This is a genomic window from Enterobacter cloacae complex sp. SHL001 (assembly GCF_049236825.1).
In the GTDB taxonomy this organism is placed as follows: domain Bacteria; phylum Pseudomonadota; class Gammaproteobacteria; order Enterobacterales; family Enterobacteriaceae; genus Enterobacter; species Enterobacter hormaechei_C.
The window spans coordinates 1-24,682 of sequence record NZ_JBMKIP010000012.1 but is presented as its reverse complement, the minus strand read 5'-3'; the positions used below and the strand labels follow the sequence as shown (position 1 = coordinate 24,682).

Below are 24,682 nucleotides of genomic sequence, written 5' to 3'. Positions count from 1 at the left end.
CATGAAAGAAGTCGAAAAGAACGAAATTAAACGCCTGAGCGACCGTCTGGATCTGATCCGCCATCAGATGGCTGGCCTCTCCCTGGTCGATTCTGCCGAGAAATATGCCGAGCTGGAAAAAGAGTCCGTGAAGCTGGAGGCGGAAATTGAACGCCTGCGCGAAGTGAAAGGCCAGAAGCTGAGTAAAGAAGCGCAGAAGCTGATGAACATGCCGCATCGCCGCGCGATCACCAAAAAAGAGCAGGCCGACATGGGCAAGCTGAAGAAAAGCGTCCGTGGCCTGGTAGTGGTGCACCCGATGACTGAGCTTGGTCGCGAAATGGGCCTGAAAGAGATGACGGGTTTTTGTAAGACCGCGTTCTGATCGTCCTCCCCTGCCGCTGCGGCAGGGGAAACTCAGTTGTAAATCAGGTTAAACGTCGCCATCGCATCCGCTTTTCCCGCCGTCACGTTCTCTTCCGTCTGAAGGTAATGCGCATCAAACCAGAAGGTTTGCGTCTGGTTATCCCCCACTTGCTCAAATGCTGACACCTGTGGGGTGTTCCACGGTACCACCTGCCCCTGAACCGAACCGGTATTGTCACCGTAAAGCAGTTCGATCCCGACACCGCTGGCGCTATCCTCCTGCTTCGTCAACGCCAGCGCCCGATCGTTGCCCGGCGTGGTATCGCCAAAGAAACCCATCTTCACCGCCGTGTTATTTTCGCAGGTCACCGGAATGCTGAAGCGTCCGCCTCCGGCGCGGGAGCCTATGCCATGAAATTCACGCTGGCTCACGCTCCCCATGGGAACAAGAATGCTGCGAGAGCCCACTGAACAGCTGGTACGCCTGACGGTGAAGCTGGCGAGATGGATCTGTACCGGTGTCGCCACGTTGGTGGCGCTGGCTTGATTTTCTCCCGCCTGCAATATCAGCGATCCGACATTTTGCTCCTGGGAATTGGCGTTATCGTCAGGCATGACGCTGGTCGTTGGAATTTTGTAAAACACCACCCAGAACTGCATTTTATACATTGAGGCGCTGGCAAAGGCGGGGTTTTGCGATGCGTCGCAAATGCGCCGGGACTCATTGCCATTCACCTGACTTGTGCCGTCAATATAGCGTACCGCATCGGCGCCGCAGTACTGCTGTTCCCGGAACCCCAGCGCATAGCCGATGCCATCGATCTGAGTTTTGTAGACGTGACGTGACGCGCCGTCTTCACCAACCACGGTGCCGACGGGGTTATCCATGTCGACAAAGCCGATACTACGCCAGGCGTCATTCCCGCCATCACAGCTGTAGAAATCCGCCCCGGTAGACTGTATCGGCGCAGATATCGGCGTCCAGTCCGCCGTGCCGGGCGCATACCCTATGGCGTAGGGCACCTGAACGACCCACTGATCGCGCGTGGTGCGGCAAGATGAGGTCTGAGCATGGGCATGAAAACTCAGCATGCCAAAAAGCGAAAGAAGGCTCAGATAGAAAAACCAGTGAATAAAACGACGCATGATATTCCTCTAATGGCACTCAACGGATAGCGTGGCGATACCGGGGGCCATATGAGCTTTCCCCAGTCTGAAAGGTGTCTGGCATTGCTGCTGCTCCCCGTCCTGATACCAGCTGACGCGCAGGGTGCCGCGCTCTGGTACCCCGCTCAGGTAGGCCTGACCGCCGTCAGCGACCATGCTTCGGTTTGCAGAATGGCGGTTCTGCTCCACCACTTCAGCCTGCGCACCAAACGGCAACGGTTCGCCGTGGTAGCGCAGGGAAAACAGAACGCGATAACCAATGTGGGTTTTGTAATTGGCCAGCACCACCGCGCCGCTGGTGGGAATGAGCGTCAGACCGCTCTGCTCAACGTCGACGTTCTCACCCAGCGTCGCCGTATCAAGGCTGACGGTATTTTTGCGATACGCCGAGAGCGTTGGCATGACCGCATAGCCGCGGCTGTCGGTATGGATCCCGTTGTAGCCCTCCGGCTCAACGTTCGCCGCGCCGGGCACGCGTAGCAGGGCGACGGTATCGCCCAGCGGCTGGCTAAGCGTGACGCCATACTGCGTGGCGATAACGCCTCCGGCGAGTCCGAGGCTCGCGTTGCTACCGCTTCGGCTGTGGTCATAACCGAGGCTGACGTTGCCGTAGCCACCGTTGTATTGCAGCGCCAGGCTGGTACTGTCGGCTTGTCCCTCGCTGGCCTTACTCTGCTGAACGCTGTAATTAAGGTTGCGATTCGCCAGCGCACTGCCGTTGAGTGACACCTGCTGAGTGGTCATCCCACGATTGTTGTGGTTGATGAAGTAACTGACCGAGCTGTCCGGTAACCAGTGACCAAGCGGAACATTGACGTTAAACGACACGGTACGATCGGGATGCTGCTCAAGCGCTGAGTCGGTGTAGTCATACCCCGCGCCCCAGGTAATGCCTCGCCAGCTGGTGTACCAGCCAATGTGGATGGTTTTATCCTGCCCGGACGTATGCCAGTAATCCTGCATCCATGCCGAGACGCTGAGGCTGCCGAACTGACCCAGCGTCTGTGAGAAGGTGACCTGCGAGCGGCTACGGCGATTATTGAGTTGCAGCTGTTGGCTGTCAGACTGATTCAGTTCACTGAATTCATAGTAATTGCGCGAGGCATAGCGATAACTCGCCAGGTTGAAGGCGGTGCCGGTAGCGCTGAAATCTTTCTGATACTGAATGCGCCACGCCTGCCCCATCGCGCTTTTGCCATTGGGTAAACGGCTTTTTGCCAGCGTATCGTCAATGCCCAGCGAGCCAAATGCGCCAAACCCTCTGCCTACGCCAATTGCACCGGCCTGATAGTTGCTCGCCGTACGAAAGCCGCCATACACCGTCATCCTCGAGAGCAGGCCGTAGAAGAAAGCGCCTTCAACAAACTCAGGTGAACGCGCATCGCCGGAGCCGGAGTGAAATCGTCCGGCGTTGAGGCTGTATTTCAGGCTGCCCAGGCGTCGCATAAACGGCACCGCAGAATAGGGTTGGGTAAAGACGCGCGTTGAGCCGTCACTTTCCGTGACCGTCACCTGTAGATCGCCACTTTGTGCGCCGGGGAACAGATCGTTAATGATAAATGGCCCGGCGGCCACCCAGGTTTCATAGATCACATAGCCATTTTGCGAAACGGAGACTTTAGCGAAGCTGTGTGCGACGCCGCGGATGGTTGGTGCGAAGCCGCGCTGGCTGTCGGGCAACATGCTTTCGCTTGATGTGAGCTGTACCCCGCGAAACGCCACGCTATCGAAGACGTCACCTGCGGTCCAGGCATCGCCGATCCGTAGCTGGCTGTTAAGACGGCGAATATCCCGGGTCAGCCAGCTACTTTGCGACTGAAAATGGTCGCCGCCCGCGTCGCTGTGGCTCCAGGCGGAGGTGTTGCGCAACCGCCACGCCCCCAGATTGATACCGTTACGCAGGCTCAGATAGCTGGATGTCGTGACGCCACGCTGATGATGTGCCTGGCCGCCCGACAGACTGTAATCAGTAAATGCCGCCGGGATACCATCGTCCCACTGCGACTGCGGCACGTAGCCACGGCTGCGGTGTTTCATCGCCGCCTGCGGCAGGCTGAGAAAGAGACGCTGCTGGTTGAAATCATAGGAGGTTCGCGCTGCCGGAATGAAATCCGCGAGGTGCGTGAACGTTTCTCCCTCCCGCAACCGTGAGAATGCAGGAATGGCCCTGACATTCACCCCAAGCGCTTCCAGCAGCGATACGCTAAAAACGGGTTGCAGGCTGCCTTTCTCATTGACGAAGGTGATCTCCTGATGCCGCTCCTCGCGTCCGTTAATCTCCAGCGTCACGAGCCAGGTGCCTGGCATCTGCCCGCCCTTTTCAGAGAAATAGTGCAGATCCGCCGTTTTCTGTTCGGTAGAGGAAAGCTCCAGCGCGGCGGGATCAAAGTAATCCTCGGCCATCCCCGCGCGGCTGAAGCTAAGCAGCAACACCGAAAGCGGCGCGTAACGAAACAGGCGAAAAGACATGGTCTTAAAGAGGCTGGGTGTGGGTGGCGGTGATGGCACCAAAATCATTAATAGCCGACCAGCTTACGCCCCCGGAGGCGGACACAGGCCATTCGCGGATTTCCCCTGGACCGATCATGCCCGGCTGCTCAATTTTATGCCCGCCAACGGACAGTCGATAAAAAGAGACGTAGTATGGCGTCGGGTTGGCGGCCTTAAGCCCTTTTCCCGTCCGCGAAAACGTTATTTTCTGCCAGGCAGTGGCAGCGTCCCCTTTAAGGTTGTCCGGGCGGTAGAAAATTTTAAATTTCGATTTAACGTTAACTTGTAATTCGTTGCTGCTCTCTTTTGGCTTTGGCGCAATCGCTTTAATATCGAGCCAGAATACAGATTCACGATCTGTGGGCAGCGGAGCGCCGGTATATTGAATACGCAGCGTGTTGGTCTGCTCCGGATCAAGTCTGAACAGAGGTGGTGTAACAATAAATGGCGCAGCGTTATTTTTATCCTGCCCATCACCTTCAACCCACGACTGAATAAGATAGGGAACCGCACTTTCCATATTAGAAACAGAAAATGCCACCTCCTTGCTGTGTTGTGGGTATACGATCCGTGTTCCCCCCATTACAACGCCAGCGGAAACTGACGCAGAACTAACCATTAATGCAGTGAGCATAATATACGATAAACGTTTCATCATTATTATCTCTGGAGGTGGCTGAGAGTGAAATCAGTTATAAACCATCAGGAAGTTAGAAACGGCATTGACGTCGCCCGCGTTAATTTCCGACCCGTCTTTGTCGAGAGAGGCATAAAACGTTAATTCAGCATTGCCTTCAGCATCCGGTGCGGTTGTTTCAGATACCGTACCCGGTTTAATCGCGGTGCTGCGATCGCTGTTATAAAGCTTCACGCCGACGCCCGTCGCCATACCTTCGCCTGGCGTAACCTGTAGCAGTGTGTCATTCACCGTATCTTTGGTTCCGTCAAACAGTACCGCAACCGATTCAACCGTCTCCGGGCAGTTCTCTACGTTGATTTTGAACTCACGCGGCGTCGTTTCGCTGTGATCGTCAAAGTAGCTTTTCGCCCACGCGCCGAGGTCTACCGTTTTGCTTTTTGACGCAGGGGTAATATCACAGGAAATAAGGGTGATTTTCCCGGTAAAGTTGATCACGCCGCCTGTGCTCTGCGAGCCAGCGCCTGTATCCAGGGAAGCATTAACGCCAGAATCACTGCTTGCCAGTACTGATTGAGAAGATAACAGCAGCCCCGCCGCGGCAATCGCCAGCGCCACATTTTTGATTTTCATTTGGAACACTTTCCCCTCTGTAAATTAAACAGATATAGACTTGTTGTACCAGGTACAATAACCGCTATAAGGATTTAAAAACGCCACCAAAAGGGTTTTAGCAGAATGGGTGACGCGACCTTATAGAATAAAGCAGGGTCCATCCCATGGTGATAATCCGTATATTTTCAGAAGGCCATACACAGATATCCTGCAACTGAGGAAATGACTTCTGGCCGAAAATAACACTGAATACGTTGTGGTTAGTAATAAATTTAATGTCTTCTGTAACGTTGCTTCTGAATAAATAGTAAATCATATGCCTTTTAGCGTCTACGTATTGAAAAGCAGTACGCCGCGTCTGTAAACACTCTGGAATTAACACTCAGCTAACAAATTTAACCCCTTTCGATTGCCCTGATAATTATTAATTTGCTTTTAATACCGTAACTAAATTACAAGAGAGCCAACTGATCATTGTTTGATCAATTTATTTCAGAATATTATTAGCCAAAAAATGTCACTTCAGCAAAAAATACTTGCCCTTTATCCTGAAAAATCACGGTTAAACAGGATATTTCTTTATCGATCAGCAATTGATCGTTTGTAATACACTGTTAAAATCTATATGTGAAATTTACCTTAATTAAAATTTTTTGCTACAGCTTAGATTTCGCATTTTTAACCAAAAAAAATTTTATTTATAGGAAATAAATCACTCTGCTCACATATATACAGCTTTTCAAAAACACAAATAAAGCAAACAAACCTCATTCAATTCACGTAATATTATCACCTCCCCATTTTATTCAACATCTTTTACGCGCCGTATCTGCTCAAAAACGAATGTAATGCTCTCCACCTGACTACCGCTCCCAACGCACACGGTGAGTTAATTTTGCGGGTTTGGTCCTACCAATCATGCGCAAAGCTATCCATCGTTCACAGTTTTGATGCTCCACTTCACAAAACCATTGCTGAATAGCAACACCTGGTTAACCATTTATTGCCATTAACCCTACATCACAATATTGGATGGACCACTTTTACACTAAGTGTGACGCTGAGATGAGCAGAGACTCACCCGACGAACACCTGTGTGGTCCTCAGGAGACCTGCATGAGCCTCTGGCAACAAAACTACGATCCGGCCGGGAATATCTGGCTGTCGAGCCTGATCGCATCGCTACCGATCCTGTTTTTCTTCTTTGCGCTAATTAAGCTCAAGCTGAAGGGCTACCTTGCCGCAACGTACACCGTTGCCATCGCCCTGCTGGTGGCTCTGTTCTTCTATAAAATGCCGGTCGATCGCGCGCTGGCCTCCGTGGTGTATGGTTTCTTCTACGGCCTGTGGCCGATTGCGTGGATCATCATCGCCGCCGTCTTTGTCTACAAAATCTCGGTCAAAACCGGGCAGTTCGACATTATTCGCTCGTCGATTCTCTCTATTACACCGGACCAGCGTTTACAGATGCTGATTGTCGGTTTCTCCTTCGGGGCGTTCCTTGAAGGGGCAGCAGGATTTGGCGCGCCGGTGGCGATCACCGCCGCTCTGCTGGTCGGGCTGGGCTTTAACCCGCTGTATGCCGCTGGCCTGTGCCTGATTGTGAACACCGCCCCGGTGGCGTTTGGCGCGATGGGCATTCCGATTCTGGTGGCGGGCCAGGTGACCGGGCTGGACAGCTTCGAGATCGGCCAGATGGTAGGTCGCCAGCTGCCGTTCCTGACCATTATCGTGCTGTTCTGGATCATGGCGATTATGGACGGCTGGCGCGGCGTGAAGGAGACCTGGCCTGCGGTGATGGTAGCGGGCGGTTCGTTCGCCATTGCCCAGTATCTCAGCTCCAACTTCCTCGGCCCGGAACTGCCGGACATCATCTCTTCCCTGGTGTCGCTGGTCTGTCTGACGCTGTTCCTGAAACGCTGGCAGCCGGTGCGCATCTTCCGCTTTGCCGATATGGGTGCCTCACATGTGGATCAGACGCTGGCGCGCACCGGCTATACCGCCGGACAGATTGTGCGCGCATGGTCACCGTTCCTGTTCCTGACCGCCACCGTGACGCTGTGGAGCATTCCGCCGTTTAAAGCACTGTTCGCCCCGGGCGGCGCGCTGTACGACATGGTGATTAATATCTCCGTGCCGTTCCTCGACAAAATGGTCGCCCGTATGCCGCCGGTGGTGCACGACGCCACGCCATATGCGGCAGTGTTTAAGTTCGACTGGTTCTCAGCCACCGGCACGGCCATCCTGTTTGCCGCTATCCTTTCCGTAGTGTGGCTGCGCATGAAGCCTGCCGCCGCGGTGCAGACCTTTGCGGCGACGATAAAAGAGCTGATGCTGCCGATTTACTCCATCGGCATGGTGCTGGCGTTCGCGTTTATTTCGAACTACTCCGGCCTGTCGTCGACGCTGGCGTTAGCGCTGGCGCATACCGGCCACGCGTTTACCTTCTTCTCGCCGTTCCTCGGCTGGCTGGGGGTGTTCCTGACCGGTTCAGATACGTCATCTAACGCCCTGTTTGCCGCCCTACAGGCCACGGCTGCGCAGCAGATTGGCGTCTCGGACGTGCTGCTGGTCGCCGCGAACACCACCGGCGGCGTGACCGGGAAGATGATCTCGCCGCAGTCCATCGCCATTGCCTGTGCCGCGGTGGGGCTGGTAGGCAAAGAGTCGGATCTGTTCCGCTTTACCGTTAAACACAGCCTGATATTTACCTGCATGGTGGGCGTGATCACCACATTGCAGGCCTATGTCTTAACCTGGATGATTCCATGATAGTGATGCCCAGACGCCTGTCCGACGAGATTGCCACTCGCGTACGGGCGCTGATAGAAGAACAACAGCTGGAAGCGGGCATGAGATTGCCCGCCGAGCGTCAGCTTGCCGCTCAGCTTGGCGTGTCGCGCAATTCACTGCGCGAAGCGCTGGCGACGCTGGTCAGCGAAGGGGTGCTGCTGAGCCGTCGCGGCGGCGGCACCTTCGTGCGCTGGCAGCATGACGACTGGTCCGAACAAAACATCGTGCAGCCGCTGAAGACGCTGATGGAAAACGACCCGGACTACAGCTTCGACATCCTCGAAGCGCGTCACGCCATCGAAACCAGTACAGCGTGGCACGCGGCGATGCGGGCAACCGACGCCGACAAAGAGAAGCTCAAAGCCTGTTTTGAAGCCACGCAAAGCAGCGACCCGGACATCGCCTCCCAGGCGGATGTGCGGTTCCATCTGGCGATTGCCGAGGCCTCGCACAACGTGGTACTGCTGCAAACCATGCGCGGGTTCTTCGACCTGCTGCAATCCTCCGTGAAGCAGAGCCGCCAGCGCATGTATCTGGTCCCGCCGGTGTTTGCTCAGCTGACCGAACAGCACGAGGCGGTGCTCAACGCCATTCTGGCCGGTGATGCCGAGGCCGCGCGCAAGGCGATGATGGCGCATCTCGGCTTCGTGCATACCACCATTAAACGATTCGATGAAGATCAGGCCCGACAGGCGCGTATTACCCGTCTGCCTGGCGAGAGTGATATTTCCAGGGAGAACAAAGCATGATTATTTCAGCAGCCAGTGATTATCGCGCCGCGGCGCAGCGCATTTTGCCCCCGTTCCTGTTCCACTACATTGACGGCGGGGCGTATGCCGAATACACCCTGCGCCGCAACGTGGAAGACCTGTCGGAGGTGGCCCTGCGCCAGCGCGTGCTGAAGAATATGTCTGACCTGAGCCTTGAGACGAAGCTGTTTAACGAAACGCTCTCCATGCCGGTAGCGCTCGCACCTGTCGGTTTATGCGGCATGTATGCCCGTCGCGGTGAAGTGCAGGCCGCCGCCGCCGCAGATGCCAAAGGCATTCCGTTTACCCTTTCCACCGTGTCCGTCTGCCCGATTGAAGAAGTCGCCCCGACCATCAAGCGCCCGATGTGGTTCCAGCTGTACGTCCTGCGCGATCGCGGTTTTATGCGCAACGCGCTGGAGCGCGCCAAAGCGGCGGGCTGCTCAACGCTGGTCTTTACCGTCGACATGCCGACCCCCGGCGCGCGCTACCGCGACGCCCACTCCGGCATGAGCGGCCCTAACGCGGCCCTGCGCCGTTACTGGCAGGCGGTGACGCACCCGCAGTGGGCGTGGGATGTCGGGCTGAACGGCCGTCCGCACGATCTGGGCAATATTTCGGCCTACCTGGGTAAACCGACCGGGCTGGAGGATTACATCGGCTGGCTGGCGAACAATTTCGATCCATCCATCTCCTGGAAAGACCTGGAGTGGATCCGCGAATTCTGGGACGGCCCGATGGTGATCAAAGGGATCCTCGACCCGGAAGATGCCCGCGACGCGGTGCGTTTTGGCGCCGATGGGATCGTGGTCTCTAACCACGGTGGCCGCCAGCTTGACGGGGTGCTCTCCTCCGCCCGCGCCCTGCCGGCCATTGCCGATGCGGTGAAGGGCGATATTGCGATCCTGGCCGACAGCGGCATCCGTAACGGGCTGGACGTGGTGCGCATGATCGCCCTGGGCGCGGACAGCGTGCTGCTGGGCCGTGCTTACCTGTACGCGCTGGCCACCAGCGGCCAGGCGGGCGTGGCGAATCTGCTGAACCTGATCGAGAAAGAGATGAAGGTGGCGATGACGCTGACCGGTGCGAAAACAATCGGTGAAATCAGCAAAGACTCGCTGGTGCAGGAGCTCAGTAAGCTGCCTGCGGCGCTGGCCCCTCTTTCTCAGGGAAACGCGGCCTGATCTCCCCCGGTTAGCCTCCCCTTCTTCCGCGCCCGACTTCCCCCTCGGGCGCTTTTTTTGTCGAAAATAACACCTGCGTAACATTCTGGATAAGAAAATTTGACATCCACCTGCCGTCCGCAATTGTATAGACAAGCAAATACAAGAACACAAAAACAACATCAGATCGGAGTGGAGCGTATGGCGTATTCAGGTAAGGTGGATATTCAGCAGGTGATCGATGAAAGTCCTTTTTCAGGGTTTCACTGGCTTCTTATTGTGCTGGGCTTTCTGGTGCTGGCGATCGATGGGTTTGATACCGCAGCGATGGGTTACATTGCGCCTACGCTGTCGACGGAGTGGGGAATACATAAACAGGATCTGGGGCCGGTGCTGAGTGCGGCGCTGCTGGGGCTGTCGCTGGGAGCCCTTATTGCAGGTCCGGTATCGGACAGGATGGGACGCAAGCGCGTGCTGGTCTTTTCGTGTCTGTTCTTCGGCCTGGCGAGCCTGGGCACGGCCTGGGCGCAAAGTCTGAATACCCTGACGCTATGGCGATTTCTGACAGGCCTCGGCCTCGGCGCTGCCATGCCTAACGCCATCACGCTGATCTCCGAGTTTGCCCCCCAGCGCTGCCGCGCCATGGCAATTAACACCATGTACTGCGGCTTCCCTCTGGGTGCGGCGGGCGGCGGAGCAATCTCGTCCTGGCTTATCCCTCACCATGGCTGGCGAAGCGTGCTGCTGACCGGCGCGATTGCGCCGCTGATTTTAACGGTGCTGCTGGCGCTGCTGTTGCCGGAGTCGGTGAAGTTTCTGGTGCAGCGCGGGAAAGACGTCGCCCAGGTTCGCCGCATCGCCAGCCGGTTCGCCCGCAGCACGCTGGATAGCGTCACGGGCTTTTTCCTCGCGGAGGAGAAAGTCGCGTCGAAAAAAGGCAGCGTGTCGCAGCTGTTTTCCATGCCCTGGCTGCCCGGCACCCTGATGCTGTGGGTCACCTATTTTATGGGGCTGGTGATTTATTACGTCCTGCTGAGCTGGATGCCAACGCTGATGCAGGGGATGGGATATGCGCTGGCGGAATCCGCCTGGCTTACCTCGCTGTTCACCTTCGGCGGCACCGCTGGCATTTTGCTCGCGGGCTGGATGATGGATCGCTGGGAAGCGCACAAGGTGGTCGCGTGTGGTTTCGTGCTGACGATGGGCCTGATTCTTTTACTCGGCATTGAGCATAACCATATCGCCCTGTTTGGCGGGTTAATTTTCCTGATGGGGATCGCGATGAACGGCGCGCAGTCGGGCATGCAGACCCTGGCCGCCACCTTTTACCCTACCGAGTGCCGTGCGACGGGTATCGCCTGGATGCAGGGGATCGGCCGCTTCGGCGGCGTGGCGGGCACCATGACCAGCGCCCAGCTTCTTTCCATGCAGTGGCAGGCGGACAGTATTTTAATGATCCTCAGCGTACCTGCTCTCGTGGCTGCGGCGGCAACCGTCTACAAAATGCTGTATAGCCGCGCGCAGGAGCCGGGCGTCGCCTAGTCCCTCTCTTTTCTGCTATTCTGCCCCCGCAATTAAGGGGGCAGCATGCTTAACATCGTCTTATTCGAACCAGAAATTCCGCCGAACACCGGCAATATTATCCGCCTGTGCGCCAACACCGGTTTTCGTCTGCACATCATTGAGCCGATGGGCTTTACGTGGGACGACAAACGTCTGCGCCGCGCGGGGCTGGACTACCATGAGTTTACCGCCGTCGTTCGTCATCACGATTACGCCGCGTTTCTGGGATCCGAAAAACCACAGCGCATGTTCGCCCTGACCACCAAAGGTACGCCAGCGCACAGCGCCGTAAGCTATCAGGACGGGGATTATCTGATGTTTGGTCCGGAAACCCGCGGCCTGCCGGCCACCATTCTGGATGCCCTGCCCGCTGAGCAGAAAATTCGTATTCCGATGATGCCGGACAGCCGCAGCATGAACCTGTCGAATGCGGTGTCGGTGGTGGTGTATGAGGCGTGGCGCCAGCTGGGTTATCCCGGCGCGATATTGCGTAGCTAAAACAGTTCGGGTGGCTTACGCCACCCGATTCGTCGTGTTTAGCCTGCTACCGCGATACGTTTCATATCGGTCATGTAGTCACGCAGTTTCTGGCCCACTTTCTCGATTTCGTGGCTGCGAATCGCTTCGTTGACGTCACGCAGCTGCGCGTTATCAACCGCTCCTTCCGCAATCGCCTGGCCCAGATCGCCCGCTTGCAGGGTGGTCATGAACTCTTTCAGCAGCGGTACGCAGGCGTAAGAGAACAGGTAGTTACCGTACTCGGCAGTATCGGAGATCACCACGTTCATCTCATACAGGCGCTTACGAGCGATGGTGTTTGCGATCAGCGGCAGCTCGTGCAGCGATTCGTAGTACGCAGATTCTTCAATGATGCCCGAATCCACCATGGTTTCGAACGCCAGCTCAACGCCCGCTTTCACCATCGCGATCATAAGGACGCCTTTATCGAAGTACTCCTGCTCGGTGATCTTGCCGTCATACTGTGGTGCGGTTTCGAACGCGGTTTTACCGGTCTCTTCGCGCCAGGTCAGCAGTTTCTTATCGTCATTCGCCCAGTCCGCCATCATGCCGGAAGAGAACTCGCCGGAGATAATGTCGTCCATATGTTTCTGGAACAGCGGCGCCATGATGGTTTTCAGCTGTTCAGAGAGTGCGAACGCGCGCAGTTTTGCCGGGTTGGACAGTCGGTCCATCATCAGCGTAATGCCGCCCTGCTTCAGCGCTTCGGTGATGGTTTCCCAGCCGAACTGAATCAGTTTTTCCGCGTATGCCGGATCGGTGCCTTCTTCCACCAGCTTGTCGAAGCACAGCAGAGAGCCGGCCTGGAGCATGCCGCACAGGATGGTCTGCTCGCCCATCAGGTCAGATTTCACTTCCGCAACGAAGGAAGATTCCAGCACGCCCGCACGATGGCCGCCAGTGGCCGCAGCCCAGGCTTTGGCAATCGCCATGCCTTCGCCTTTCGGATCGTTTTCCGGGTGAACGGCGATCAGCGTCGGTACGCCGAAGCCACGTTTGTACTCTTCGCGCACTTCGGTGCCCGGGCACTTCGGTGCCACCATCACCACGGTGATGTCTTTACGGATCTGCTCGCCCACTTCAACGATGTTGAAGCCGTGGGAGTAACCCAGCGCGGCGCCGTCTTTCATCAGCGGCTGTACGGAACGCACAACGTCAGAGTGCTGCTTGTCCGGCGTCAGGTTAACCACCAGATCCGCCTGCGGGATCAGCTCTTCGTAGGTGCCCACTTTGAAGCCGTTTTCGGTCGCTTTACGCCAGGAAGCACGCTTCTCAGCAATCGCTTCTTTGCGCAGGGCGTAGGAGATATCCAGCCCGGAGTCACGCATGTTCAGGCCCTGGTTCAGACCCTGTGCGCCACAGCCGACAATGACCACTTTTTTACCCTGAAGGTAGCTCGCGCCATCAGCAAATTCATCGCGCGCCATGAAGCGGCATTTGCCCAGCTGCGCCAGCTGCTGGCGCAAGTTCAGTGTATTAAAGTAGTTAGCCATGGGTGATACCTCGTGATGTTGTGTGTCTTATTGTTCGGTTCGCGTTTCAGCGAGAATGTACCCACATTACAACAGGAAATTTATTGCGGAAATTGATATATTCACAACGTCACATTGCAATTTATGCAATGTAAAAAGAGGGAGTGGAATCGGTGGATTTACGCGATCTGAAAATGTTCCTGCACCTGGCGGAAAGCCGTCACTTTGGCCGTAGCGCCCGGGCGATGCACGTCAGCCCCTCCACGCTGTCGCGCCAGATCCAGCGCCTTGAGGAAGACCTCGGCCAGCCGCTGTTCGTGCGCGATAACCGCACCGTCACCCTCACGGAAGCCGGTGAAGAGCTGCGCATCTTTGCTCAGCAGACGTTATTACAGTATCAGCAGCTGCGGCACACCATCGACCAGCAAGGGCCGTCGCTTTCCGGCGAGCTGCATATTTTCTGTTCCGTGACCGCTGCCTACAGCCATCTTCCCCCCATTCTCGACCGCTTCCGTGCGGAACATCCGTCGGTTGAAATTAAGCTCACCACCGGCGATGCCGCCGACGCGATGGAAAAAGTGGTAACGGGCGAAGCGGATCTGGCGATTGCCGGGAAACCCGAAACGCTGCCGGGGGCGGTGGCGTTCTCGATGCTGGAAAATCTGGCGGTAGTGCTGATTGCCCCGGCGCTGCCCTGCCCGGTGCGCAACCAGGTTTCGGTGGAGAAACCGGACTGGTCCACGGTGCCGTTTATCATGGCCGATCAGGGGCCGGTGCGCCGCCGCATTGAGCTGTGGTTCCGCCGCCAGAAGATCAGTAACCCGTCGATTTACGCCACGGTCGGCGGCCATGAGGCGATGGTATCGATGGTGGCGCTCGGCTGCGGCGTGGCGCTGCTGCCGGAAGTGGTGCTGGAAAACAGCCCGGAGCCGGTGCGCAATCGCGTGATGATTTTAGAACGCAGCGATGAGAAAACGCCGTTCGAGCTCGGCGTGTGCGCACAAAAAAAGCGGCTGCATGAGCCGCTTATTGATGCGTTCTGGACGATATTGCCGAACCACTAAAGCCGGGTGGAGCTGCGCTTACACGGCCTACACGCAGTTCAAACCTTAGAACGTAGGCCTGATAAGCGCAGCGCCATCAGGCATTTTCCCGAACAACCTAACCCGCCAGGAAGAAACGGAACGCCGGGTTGTGGGTTTCGTCATGGCACTCATAGCCCAGCTCGTTCAGGCGCGTTTCGAAATCCGGCTCGTGCTCGCCCAGCTCGAACGCCGCCAGTACGCGGCCATAGTCGGTGCCGTGGCTGCGGTAGTGGAACAGAGAGATGTTCCAGTGCGTGCCCAACGTGTGCAGGAACTTGAGCAGCGCGCCCGGCGATTCCGGGAACTCGAAGCTGAACAGGCGTTCCTTCAGCGGCTTGGATGGACGGCCGCCGACCATGTAACGCACGTGCAGCTTCGCCATCTCGTCGTCGGAGAGATCGACCACGCTGTAACCGCCGTCATGCAGCAGGCTGAGGATCTCTTTGCGCTCCTCCACGCCACGGCTCAGACGCACGCCGACAAAAATGCACGCATCTTTGGCATCGGCAAAGCGGTAGTTGAACTCCGTTACCGAACGACCGCCCAGCAGCTGACAGAACTTCAGGAAGCTGCCCTTCTCTTCCGGAATGGTCACCGCCAGCAGCGCTTCACGCTGCTCACCCAGCTCACAGCGCTCGGAAACGTAGCGCAGACCGTGGAAGTTCACGTTGGCACCGGAAAGCACGTGCGCCAGACGCTCGCCGCGAATATTGTGCTGGGCGATGTATTTTTTCATTCCCGCCAGCGCCAGCGCGCCGGATGGTTCCGCCACCGCACGCACATCCTCGAAGAGATCTTTCATCGCCGCGCAGATAGCGTCGCTGTCGACGGTGACGATATCGTCGAGATACTCCTGGCACAGGCGGAACGTTTCGTCGCCAATGCGCTTCACCGCCACGCCCTCGGCGAACAGCCCGACGCGCGGCAGATCTACCGGATGTCCGGCGTCCAGCGCCGCCTTCAGGCAGGCAGAGTCTTCCGCTTCAACCGCAATCACTTTGATCTGCGGCATCAGCTGTTTGATCAGCACCGCCACACCTGCGGCTAAGCCACCGCCGCCCACCGGGACGAAAACGCGGTCGAGATGGGCGTCCTGCTGCAACAGTTCCAGCGCCAGCGTACCCTGCCCGGCAATCACCATCGGGTGATCGAACGGCGGCACCCAGGTGAAGCCCTGCTGCTGCGCCAGCTCAATCGCTTTGGCTTTGGCTTCGTCAAAGTTAGCGCCGTGAAGCAGCACTTCTCCGCCGAACCCGCGCACCGCGTCGACCTTGATATCTGCGGTGGCGACCGGCATCACGATCAGCGCCTTCAGCCCCAGACGCGCCGAGGAGAACGCCACGCCCTGCGCGTGATTGCCCGCCGAGGCGGTAATCACCCCGCGCGCTTTCTGCTCGTCCGTCAGCCCGGCCATCATCGCGTAGGCGCCGCGCAGCTTGAAGCTGTGCACCGGCTGCCTGTCTTCACGCTTCACCAGAATGACGTTGTCGAGACGCGAAGAGATTTTGTCCATTTTTTGCAGGGGCGTGACCTGCACCGCTTCATAGACCGGCGCGCGTAGTACCGCTCTCAGGTATTCCGCCCCCTCCGGGGCGGCGGATAAGGGTTGTGACTCGGCCATCATTAGCCCCCCAGTTTAGATTTATCGCGCACCGCGCCTTTATCTGCACTGGTGGCAAGACTCGCGTAAGCGCGCAGGGCGAAGGAGACTTCACGCTGACGATCTTTCGGCGTCCAGGCTTTGTCGCCGCGGGCTTCCTGCGCCTCACGACGGGCCGCAATCTCCTGGTCACTCAGCTTCAGCTGAATGCCGCGGTTCGGAATGTCGATTTCGATCAGGTCGCCATCTTCGATGATCGCGATATTGCCGCCGCTTGCCGCTTCTGGCGAGACGTGACCAATGGAGAGGCCTGACGTGCCGCCAGAGAATCGACCATCGGTGATCAGCGCGCAGGCTTTGCCGAGGCCCATCGATTTCAGGAAGGTGGTCGGGTAGAGCATCTCCTGCATGCCCGGACCGCCTTTCGGCCCTTCGTAGCGAATGACCACCACGTCGCCTTCCACCACTTTGCCGCCGAGGATAGCGTCTACCGCTTCGTCCTGGCTTTCATACACTTTTGCCGGGCCGGTAAATTTCAGGATGCTGTCGTCCACGCCTGCGGTTTTCACAATGCAGCCATTTTCCGCGAAGTTACCGTACAGCACGGCCAGACCGCCGTCTTTGCTGTAGGCATGTTCCAGCGAGCGAATGCAGCCTTCGGCGCGATCGTCATCCAGCGTGTCCCAGCGGCAATCCTGCGAGAACGCCTGGGTGGTACGGATGCCCGCCGGACCGGCGCGATACATGTTTTTCACCGCGTCGTCTTTGGTCAGCATCACGTCGTACTGCTCCAGCGACTCCGGCAGCGTCAGGCCGAGCACGTTTTTCACGTCGCGGTTCAGCAGCCCGGCGCGATCCAGCTCGCCGAGAATACCAATCACGCCACCCGCACGGTGGACATCTTCCATGTGGTACTTCTGGGTACTCGGCGCGACTTTACACAGCTGCGGCACTTTGCGGGAGAGCTTGTCGATGTCGCTCATGGTGAAGTCGATTTCAGCTTCCTGCGCGGCGGCCAGCAGGTGCAGAACGGTGTTGGTGGAACCGCCCATGGCGATATCCAGCGTCATGGCGTTTTCGAACGCCGCTTTGCTGGCGATGTTACGCGGCAGCGCGCTGGCGTCGTCCTGCTCGTAGTAGCGTTTGGTCAGCTCAACGATGCGCTTGCCCGCGTTAAGGAACAGCTGTTTACGGTCGGCGTGGGTCGCCAGCAGCGAGCCGTTACCCGGCTGAGAAAGACCCAGCGCTTCGGTCAGGCAGTTCATGGAGTTGGCGGTGAACATCCCGGAACAGGAGCCGCAGGTCGGGCACGCGGAGCGTTCCACCTGGTCGCTCTGCTCGTCAGTGACTTTCGGATCCGCGCCCTGGATCATCGCATCGACCAGGTCGAGCTTGATGATTTTGTCGGAGAGCTTGGTTTTCCCCGCTTCCATTGGGCCACCAGAAACGAAGATCACCGGAATGTTCAGGCGCAGGGAAGCCATCAGCATCCCCGGGGTGATTTTGTCGCAGTTGGAGATACAGACCATCGCATCGGCGCAGTGGGCATTAACCATGTACTCCACCGAGTCGGCGATCAGCTCGCGCGACGGCAGTGAATAGAGCATTCCCCCGTGGCCCATTGCGATACCGTCATCCACCGCAATGGTGTTGAACTCTTTCGCCACGCCGCCGGAGGCTTCGATTTGCTCGGCAACCAGCTTGCCGAGATCGCGCAGGTGCACGTGGCCCGGTACAAACTGGGTGAAGGAGTTCACCACGGCGATAATTGGCTTGCCGAAATCGGCGTCGGTCATTCCGGTGGCGCGCCACAGTGCGCGGGCACCCGCCATATTACGGCCGTGGGTGGTGGTGGCTGAACGATACTTAGGCATGCTTTATTTACTCCCGTCTGACTATTTAATGGGACGGTGCGTGCCGTCCCAAATTTATATTTAGTGATTAACCTGATCCAACCAGCCGTATTTGTCTTCTGTTTCGCCGGTGAACAGGCCGAAGAAGGCTTGCTGAATGCGTTTGGTGACCGGGCCACAGCGGCCTTCGCCCACCTGAATGCCGTCTACGCTACGCACCGGCGTAATTTCAGCCGCGGTACCGGACATGAACACTTCGTCAGCCAGGTACAGGGATTCGCGGGACAGTACCTGCTCGCGCACTTCGATACCCAGATCTTTTGCCAGCTTGATGATGGCGTCGCGGGTGATGCCCGGCAGCGCGGACGAAGTGAACGGCGGGGTGAACAGAATGCCGTCTTTCACTTCAAACAGGTTTTCGCCCGCACCTTCGGAGATGTAGCCATTCACATCCAGCGCGATACCTTCCTGATAGCCGTGACGGCGCGCTTCGCTGCCGACCAGCAGTGAGGAAAGGTAGTTACCGCCCGCTTTAGCCGCAGTCGGGATAGTGTTTGGCGCCACGCGGTTCCAGGAAGAAACCATTGCGTCGATCCCCTGATCCAGCGCTTCCGCGCCCAGGTAGGCGCCCCACGGGAACGCGGCAATGATCACATCGGTGTTATAGCCGGCGGGCGGGTTCACGCCCATGCCAACGTCGCCCACGAACACCAGCGGACGAATATAGGCGCTGGTCAGTTTGTTCTGGCGAATCACCTCGCGGCAGGCTTCCATCAGCTCATCAACGCTTTGGGAGACCGGGAAACGATAAATTTTGGCTGAGTCATGCAGACGCTGCATGTGTTCGCGATGGCGGAACACCACTGGCCCTTTGTGAGAATCGTAGCAACGGATCCCTTCAAACACGGAGGTGCCGTAGTGCAGCGCGTGGGACATCACGTGAACTTTCGCGTCTTCCCAGCGAACCATCTCACCATTGAACCAAATGTAATCAGCTTTTTTTGTCGTCATTTTTTCGTCCTGTCACGCTTAAGCGCGGATTTGTTGTGATGTGGTTGTGCTCTGGCAGATGGCAACATGGGCAACGTCTACCAGTTTTGATAACTGACTAAACAGTAAGTCGACCGGCCGCGGGCTGGCAACGGTTAATTCGATACTGATGTTCTGCGCGTCGGTGGCCGTTTCCATATTCATAGAGCAAATCTGAAAGCCACGGTGGCGAACCACGCGCAATACGCGTTCTAACGTTTCCGGGTTGAAGCGAGCCTGCACGGCGACCTGATGTTGCATCATGATAATTTCTCCAGCATTTGTGAGTTACTGGCACCGGGCGGTACCAACGGCCAGACGTTCTCAAGCTCGTCGATTGAGACATGAAGCAGGTATGGCCCTTCGCTTGACAGCATGGTGTCGAGTGCCGCTTCAACCTGGTCTTTACGGGTGATGTGCTGGCCAGGAATGCCAAAGGCGCTGGCCAGGGTGAGGAAATCGGGGTTATCGGTCAGGGTCGTTTCGCTGTAACGCTCCTGGAAGAACAGCTGCTGCCACTGGCGAACCATGCCTAAACGCTGGTTATCGAGCAAGACGATCTTCAGCGGTAACTGCTTACGCTTCACGGTGCCGAGCTCCTGGACGTTCATCATGAAGGAGCCGTCACCGGAGATACAGATAACGGTATCGTTCGGGCGGGCAACCTGTGCGCCCACGGCAGCGGGCAGACCGAAGCCCATCGTCCCTAACCCGCTCGAGGTGATAAAGTTCTCCGGGCGGGTGTAGGTCATGTGCTGGGCTGACCACATCTGATGCTGGCCGACATCCGTCGTTACCACGCTGTCTGCGGGTTTACGGTCTGACAGCTGTTTCAACAGCAGCGGCGCATAGATGGCGTCGCCTGGGTGATCGTAACGCCACGCGTGTTCAGTACGCATATCAGCGGTGTGCTGACGCCATGGGTTGATATCCAGCGGCTGCTCCAGCGCCGGTAACAGCGCGTTAAGATCGCCCTGCAACGCGACATGCGCCTGACGCAGTTTGCTCATCTCCGCCGGGTCGATGTCCATATGGATCACTTTGGCGTTCGGCGCGAAGGTATTCAGCTTGCCGGTAACGCGGTCGTCAAAACGTGCGCCGACGGCGATAAGCAAGTCGCAATCCTGCACCGCCAGGTTTGCCGCTTTGGTACCATGCATCCCCAGCATGCCGAGGTAGTACGGGTAATCTGCCTCTACCGCACCGAGACCTTTCAGCGTGCAGGTGGCGGGCATTTGCGTGGTCGCAATGAACGCGCGAAGCGCCGGAACAGCCTGCGCCATGCCCACGCCGCCGCCTACGTACAGCATCGGTTGTTTGGCCTGCGCCATCATCTGACGCGCCTCTTCCACCTCTGCATGCGGGAACGCATTATCGCTTTCCACGGTAGAGAAATGCGGCTCCAGTTCGCCGAGTGCAACCTGGATATCTTTCGGGATATCAACCAGAACCGGGCCAGGACGGCCAGAGCTGGCAACCTCGAACGCTTCGGCCATCACACGCGGCAGCTCTTCGAGAGACTGAACGAGGAAGCTGTGTTTGGTGCAGGCCAGCGATAAACCGAGCACATCCACTTCCTGGAAAGCATCGGTGCCGATGAATGGAGAGGCCACCTGGCCGGTGATCGCCACCACGGGTACGGAATCGAGCAGCGCGTCAGCCAGGCCGGTGATCAGGTTCGTTGCGCCGGGACCTGAGGTGGCCATACAGACGCCAGTTTTACCGGTCGCACGGGCATAACCGATGGCGGCCATCGCTGCGCCCTGCTCGTGTCGGCACAACAGGTGTTCCACGCCGCCGTCATACAGTGCATCGTAAATCGGCATAATTGCGCCACCCGGATAACCGAATACGGTTTCGACTCCCTGCGCGCGCAACGCATGTACTACCCATTGTGCCCCATTCATAGTTAGTTCCCCGTCATAAATCTGGAGAAACAGAATTTTGTGCTAGTCGTCATTCTCTGCTCCTCATTTAAGTTTTTTAGTCATAAAAAAACCCCCGGACCTTTCGGTGCGGGGGTCTTAGTTCGTTAAGGCTTGATTTCTAAGCCTTTCCTCGTCCAAGTGCAGCCCCGCACGGTGGGATAATAATCACCACCACGCTAATCACGACCAGGCTAATCACTCGTAGAAGGGCTGTCATTTTCAGTTCTTTTTGCATCTTGTTCGAAGGAATACCTAAAGAGTTACCACAGATATTTCATCTGACACAAGATTTTTTTATGACCTATATCTGTAGCATGCGAACTATTTCTTTCAAAATCGTTGTTTTATATAGGGAAAAAATAGAAATGAAGATTTTTCATTTTTTTGTCCTGTTTCATCAGGCAAGGCGCGCATGATTTCTTTTCTGCGAGGCCAATTCCACCCACATGTAATGATTACATTTTGCCGCTAAAAGGCTGGAACGAGCGCCGTAATTCAGTGAATTAGTGCTAAACAGGAAAAAATGATGCTGGCATAGTCACCGCCAAGGAGGGCTTATGTCATTGTCAGTTGTTTATACACGCGCGGCCATCGGTGTGAAGGCACCGCTTATTTCTGTAGAGGTTCATTTAAGTAATGGACTGCCCGGACTGACGCTGGTCGGCTTACCAGAAACGACCGTTAAAGAGGCGAGGGATCGCGTGCGCAGCGCAATTATTAATAGCGGTTATGCTTTTCCGGCGAAGAAGATCACCATTAACCTTGCGCCCGCCGATTTGCCAAAGGAGGGAGGGCGATATGATTTACCTATTGCTATAGCGCTTCTCGCGGCTTCTGAACAGCTCAATACGCCAGGGCTAAGCTCGTGTGAGTTCGTGGGTGAATTAGCGCTTACAGGCGCGTTAAGAGGCGTTCCCGGAGCAATCTCGGGTGCGCTTGAAGCCATACGCGCGGGAAGACAAATCATTGTGGCCAATGAAAATGCCTCTGAAGTAAGCCTTATCGCCGAAAAGGGGTGTCTTGTCGCGGGACATTTGCAAGAGGTTTGCGCCTGGCTGGAAGGCCGACACGAGCTTGCCGAGCCGCAGGAGAATGACGAGGTGGCGCCAGCTTCGCCCGAGGATCTCAGCGATATTATGGGTCAGGAACAGGGTAAACGGGCGTTAGAGATAACGGCCGCGGGTGGGCATAACCTGTTACTGATAGGTCCGCCAGGCACGGGGAAAACGATGCTGGCGAGCAGATTGAGCGGCCTGTTGCCACCCCTCAATAATCATGAAGCACTGGAAAGCGCCGCGATATTTAGCCTGGTCAGTTCTACCTCGCTGCATAAACAGTGGCGCCGCCGTCCTTTCCGCTCTCCACACCACAGTGCGTCTCTTACCGCGATGGTGGGCGGGGGTTCGATCCCCGGACCGGGTGAAATCTCACTGGCGCACAACGGCATTTTGTTTCTGGATGAATTGCCAGAGTTTGAACGCCGCGTGCTGGATGCATTGCGGGAGCCGATTGAATCCGGCGAAATCCATTTGTCTCGTACACGGGCCAAAATAAGCTACCCTGCGCAGTTTCAGCTAGTCGCGGCGATGAACCCTAGCCCTACGGGTCATTATCAGGGCAATCATAACCGCTGTACGCCGGAGCAGACGCTGCGCTATCTGAGTAAGCTGTCTGGCCCCTTCCTCGACCGTTTTGATTTATCTCTCGAGATCCCCCTGCCCCCGCCCGGTCTGCTGAGGCAAACCGGTATTAGGGGCGAAAGCTCAGCAACTGTGCGTGAACGGGTTATTGCGGCGCAGGCGCGGCAGTATGCTCGTCAGAACAGGCTGAATGCCCGGCTGGATAACAGCGGGATCCGACAGTTTTGTTCTCTCAACGCTGAAGATGCAGGCTGGCTGGAAGAGACACTGACGCGGTTTGGGCTATCCATTCGCGCGTGGCAGCGTTTGTTGAAAGTAGCGCGCACGGTCGCCGACGTGGAGGGCTGCCCCGGAATAGAGAGGCGGCATTTGCAGGAGGCATTAAGTTACCGTGCGATCGATCGGCTGCTGTTGCATCTGCAAAAAATGCTGGCGTAAAAAAAGGGGCCGTAGCCCCTTCTCTTCTTAATCGTCAGACTCGGTGTAGTCTTCTGCACCTTCCATCTGCGGCTTACCGCCAGACAGCGTATGGAAACGCTTAGGACGCTTAATGCGAGCCATATACTTGATCCATACACGTTCTGCATCAGACTGCGGCTCACGCTCACCACGGCAAACAGAGACAAACTGTTTTTCATCTTCGGTTGCCGGTTCACGTTTACCCAGATCCAGCTCGTTAAAGGCATAACCATGGCGCTCAAGAAGTTGAGCTTCTTTGATAGTGAAATCGCCGTGACGAGAGAACCCGCGCGGGTAATGTTTATTGTCGAAAAAACGATTAGTCGTCGTAAAGCTTTCCGCCATCCTACACGCTCCTAATTCTTTGGCCGAGCTATTTATGGCGCGGAGTATTAGTTACGCTTGACAGAGTGTAAAACAAAACATTTAAATCATAACGACAAATAATTTTGTGGAGAAAGATGTGGATACGGAATTGCTAAAAACTTTCCTCGAAGTGAGCAGAACGCGACACTTTGGGCGAGCAGCTGAAGCCCTCTACCTGACGCAGTCAGCAGTCAGTTTTCGTATTCGACAGCTGGAAAATCAACTGGGTGTGAACCTTTTTACCCGCCATCGCAACAATATTCGTTTAACTCCGGCTGGTGAAAAGCTGTTGCCTTATGCAGAAACCCTGATGAATACCTGGCAGGCAGCGCGAAAGGAGGTTGCGCACACCTCCCGGCATAATGAATTCTCGATCGGTGCCAGCGCATCGCTATGGGAATGCATGCTCAGCCAATGGCTTATGCGGCTATATCGCACACACAACCATCTGCAATTTGAGGCGAGGATTGCGCAACGTCAGTCGCTGGTTAAGCAACTCCACGAGCGGCAGCTTGATCTGCTGATCACCACAGAAGCCCCCAAGATGGACGAATTTAGCAGCCAGATTGTTGGACAGTTTAGCCTGGCGCTCTATGCATCGGAGCCTGCAATGATGAAGGCCGACCTGAATTATTTACGCCTGGAATGGGGGCCTGATTTTCAGCAACACGAGACGGGGTTAATTGCCAGCGATGATATCCCGCAGCTCACGACAAGCTCTGCGGAGATCGCATGCCAGCATCTTCCCGCATTGAAAGGCTGTACCTGGTTACCTGTTCGCTGGGCGGATAATAAACCCGCACTCCATGTTGTCACCGATTCGACAACGCTCTCCAGGCCGCTGTATGCCATTTGGCTGCAAAACAGCGATAAGCAGTCGCAGATAAAAGATCTGTTAAAAACCAGCATACTGGATTAACGCAACAGCCTGCGGAAACGCAGGCTGCTTATTCTTCAGGAAGGTGTTGAGCTGTTTTGCAGGCAAAAAAAATCCTTTGCCGAAGCAAAGGATTCTATATGGCAGGGGCGGAGAGACTCGAACTCGCGACACCCGGTTTTGGAGACCGGTGCTCTACCAACTGAGCTACGCCCCTAAAGTTTTTGCCATTAAGCCTGCCGGAAGGGCAGGCTTAATGTCTTAATAAGTGGCGGAACGGACGGGACTCGAACCCGCGACCCCCTGCGTGACAGGCAGGTATTCTAACCGAC

22 protein-coding genes and 1 tRNA gene are annotated in these 24,682 nt (G+C 56.5%); 9 read left to right on the top strand and 14 right to left on the bottom strand.

Annotation, left to right across the window (positions count from 1 at the left end; all coding sequences use genetic code 11):
* The first annotated feature begins 1 nt into the window (after position 1).
* Positions 2 to 364, top strand: coding sequence for a YibL family ribosome-associated protein (locus ACOTYH_RS20910; RefSeq protein WP_015572767.1), 363 nt, complete (start codon positions 2 to 4; stop codon positions 362 to 364).
* 32 nt (positions 365 to 396) lie between these two features.
* Here ACOTYH_RS20910 and ACOTYH_RS20905 read toward each other — a convergent pair whose 3' ends face one another.
* Genes ACOTYH_RS20905 through ACOTYH_RS20890 form a run of 4 tightly spaced genes read right to left on the bottom strand, consistent with a single transcriptional unit; the run spans position 397 to position 5,272 of the window.
* Positions 397 to 1,491, bottom strand: coding sequence for a fimbrial protein (locus ACOTYH_RS20905; RefSeq protein WP_421637886.1), 1,095 nt, complete (start codon positions 1,489 to 1,491; stop codon positions 397 to 399).
* A 9-nt stretch (positions 1,492 to 1,500) separates the two neighbouring features.
* A complete protein-coding gene (locus tag ACOTYH_RS20900) occupies positions 1,501 to 3,981 on the bottom strand; it encodes a fimbria/pilus outer membrane usher protein (protein WP_032651950.1) in 2,481 nt (826 codons plus the stop codon).
* A 4-nt stretch (positions 3,982 to 3,985) separates the two neighbouring features.
* Positions 3,986 to 4,660 carry a fimbrial biogenesis chaperone gene (locus ACOTYH_RS20895; RefSeq protein WP_023295610.1) on the bottom strand — a complete coding sequence of 225 codons (675 nt, stop codon included), beginning with the start codon at positions 4,658 to 4,660 and terminating at the stop codon, positions 3,986 to 3,988.
* Between the two features lie 30 nt (positions 4,661 to 4,690).
* Complete coding sequence (locus tag ACOTYH_RS20890; RefSeq protein WP_015572771.1) at positions 4,691 to 5,272, bottom strand: fimbrial protein; 582 nt, start codon at positions 5,270 to 5,272, stop codon at positions 4,691 to 4,693.
* Between the two features lie 1,098 nt (positions 5,273 to 6,370).
* On the opposite strand from ACOTYH_RS20890, the gene lldP reads away from it, so the two are divergent.
* The 5 genes from lldP to trmL all read left to right on the top strand — a co-directional run bounded on the left by lldP (position 6,371) and on the right by trmL (position 12,020).
* Positions 6,371 to 8,026, top strand: coding sequence for an L-lactate permease (lldP, locus tag ACOTYH_RS20885; RefSeq protein WP_003860175.1), 1,656 nt, complete (start codon positions 6,371 to 6,373; stop codon positions 8,024 to 8,026).
* Complete coding sequence (lldR, locus tag ACOTYH_RS20880; RefSeq protein WP_006808630.1) at positions 8,023 to 8,796, top strand: transcriptional regulator LldR; 774 nt, start codon at positions 8,023 to 8,025, stop codon at positions 8,794 to 8,796. Before lldP ends, lldR begins: the two co-directional genes overlap by 4 nt.
* Complete coding sequence (gene lldD, locus ACOTYH_RS20875; RefSeq protein ID WP_017382576.1) at positions 8,793 to 9,980, top strand: FMN-dependent L-lactate dehydrogenase LldD; 1,188 nt, start codon at positions 8,793 to 8,795, stop codon at positions 9,978 to 9,980. The genes lldR and lldD overlap by 4 nt, the downstream gene beginning before the upstream one ends.
* A gap of 180 nt (positions 9,981 to 10,160) precedes the next feature.
* Positions 10,161 to 11,501 carry an MFS transporter gene (locus ACOTYH_RS20870; protein ID WP_032651952.1) on the top strand — a complete coding sequence of 447 codons (1,341 nt, stop codon included), beginning with the start codon at positions 10,161 to 10,163 and terminating at the stop codon, positions 11,499 to 11,501.
* A gap of 45 nt (positions 11,502 to 11,546) precedes the next feature.
* Complete coding sequence (gene trmL, locus ACOTYH_RS20865) at positions 11,547 to 12,020, top strand: tRNA (uridine(34)/cytosine(34)/5-carboxymethylaminomethyluridine(34)-2'-O)-methyltransferase TrmL (protein WP_003860178.1); 474 nt, start codon at positions 11,547 to 11,549, stop codon at positions 12,018 to 12,020.
* Between the two features lie 38 nt (positions 12,021 to 12,058).
* On the opposite strand, the gene ilvC is transcribed toward trmL, so the two are convergent.
* Positions 12,059 to 13,534 (bottom strand): ketol-acid reductoisomerase, encoded by a 1,476-nt coding sequence (ilvC, locus tag ACOTYH_RS20860; RefSeq protein WP_421637885.1) that lies wholly within the window; start codon positions 13,532 to 13,534, stop codon positions 12,059 to 12,061.
* A gap of 152 nt (positions 13,535 to 13,686) precedes the next feature.
* On the opposite strand from ilvC, the gene ilvY reads away from it, so the two are divergent.
* Positions 13,687 to 14,577, top strand: coding sequence for an HTH-type transcriptional activator IlvY (gene ilvY / locus ACOTYH_RS20855; RefSeq protein ID WP_017693777.1), 891 nt, complete (start codon positions 13,687 to 13,689; stop codon positions 14,575 to 14,577).
* Positions 14,578 to 14,674: 97 nt separating this feature from the next.
* Here ilvY and ilvA read toward each other — a convergent pair whose 3' ends face one another.
* From ilvA to ilvL, 7 genes are all read right to left on the bottom strand, one after another.
* On the bottom strand, positions 14,675 to 16,219 hold the full coding sequence (gene ilvA, locus ACOTYH_RS20850) for a threonine ammonia-lyase, biosynthetic (RefSeq protein WP_086524719.1): 1,545 nt from the start codon (positions 16,217 to 16,219) through the stop codon (positions 14,675 to 14,677).
* Positions 16,220 to 16,221: 2 nt separating this feature from the next.
* On the bottom strand, positions 16,222 to 18,072 hold the full coding sequence (gene ilvD, locus ACOTYH_RS20845; RefSeq protein WP_033488021.1) for a dihydroxy-acid dehydratase: 1,851 nt from the start codon (positions 18,070 to 18,072) through the stop codon (positions 16,222 to 16,224).
* Positions 18,073 to 18,132: 60 nt separating this feature from the next.
* The gene (gene ilvE / locus ACOTYH_RS20840; RefSeq protein WP_003860182.1) at positions 18,133 to 19,062 is read right to left on the bottom strand and encodes a branched-chain-amino-acid transaminase; all 930 of its coding nucleotides are present in this window, start codon (positions 19,060 to 19,062) and stop codon (positions 18,133 to 18,135) included.
* Positions 19,063 to 19,080: 18 nt separating this feature from the next.
* On the bottom strand, positions 19,081 to 19,344 hold the full coding sequence (gene ilvM / locus ACOTYH_RS20835) for an acetolactate synthase 2 small subunit (RefSeq protein WP_003860184.1): 264 nt from the start codon (positions 19,342 to 19,344) through the stop codon (positions 19,081 to 19,083).
* Positions 19,341 to 20,987 (bottom strand): acetolactate synthase 2 catalytic subunit, encoded by a 1,647-nt coding sequence (gene ilvG, locus ACOTYH_RS20830; protein WP_058689195.1) that lies wholly within the window; start codon positions 20,985 to 20,987, stop codon positions 19,341 to 19,343. The genes ilvM and ilvG overlap by 4 nt, the downstream gene beginning before the upstream one ends.
* 2 nt (positions 20,988 to 20,989) lie before the next feature.
* A complete protein-coding gene (gene ilvX / locus ACOTYH_RS20825; RefSeq protein ID WP_166792073.1) occupies positions 20,990 to 21,040 on the bottom strand; it encodes a peptide IlvX in 51 nt (16 codons plus the stop codon).
* 86 nt (positions 21,041 to 21,126) lie between these two features.
* The gene (gene ilvL / locus ACOTYH_RS20820) at positions 21,127 to 21,225 is read right to left on the bottom strand and encodes an ilv operon leader peptide (RefSeq protein ID WP_001311244.1); all 99 of its coding nucleotides are present in this window, start codon (positions 21,223 to 21,225) and stop codon (positions 21,127 to 21,129) included.
* A gap of 340 nt (positions 21,226 to 21,565) precedes the next feature.
* Between ilvL and ACOTYH_RS20815 the strand changes: the two genes are divergently transcribed.
* Positions 21,566 to 23,086: a YifB family Mg chelatase-like AAA ATPase gene (locus tag ACOTYH_RS20815; protein WP_032620478.1), complete on the top strand. Its 1,521-nt coding sequence runs from the start codon at positions 21,566 to 21,568 to the stop codon at positions 23,084 to 23,086.
* A 27-nt stretch (positions 23,087 to 23,113) separates the two neighbouring features.
* Here the strand turns inward: ACOTYH_RS20815 and ACOTYH_RS20810 are convergent, their stop codons facing one another.
* On the bottom strand, positions 23,114 to 23,452 hold the full coding sequence (locus tag ACOTYH_RS20810; protein ID WP_006808641.1) for a DUF413 domain-containing protein: 339 nt from the start codon (positions 23,450 to 23,452) through the stop codon (positions 23,114 to 23,116).
* A gap of 118 nt (positions 23,453 to 23,570) precedes the next feature.
* On the opposite strand from ACOTYH_RS20810, the gene hdfR reads away from it, so the two are divergent.
* On the top strand, positions 23,571 to 24,392 hold the full coding sequence (hdfR, locus tag ACOTYH_RS20805; protein ID WP_017693775.1) for an HTH-type transcriptional regulator HdfR: 822 nt from the start codon (positions 23,571 to 23,573) through the stop codon (positions 24,390 to 24,392).
* A 99-nt stretch (positions 24,393 to 24,491) separates the two neighbouring features.
* On the opposite strand, the gene ACOTYH_RS20800 is transcribed toward hdfR, so the two are convergent.
* Positions 24,492 to 24,567: transfer RNA gene (locus tag ACOTYH_RS20800), tRNA-Trp, on the bottom strand.
* Positions 24,568 to 24,682 lie beyond the last annotated feature (115 nt).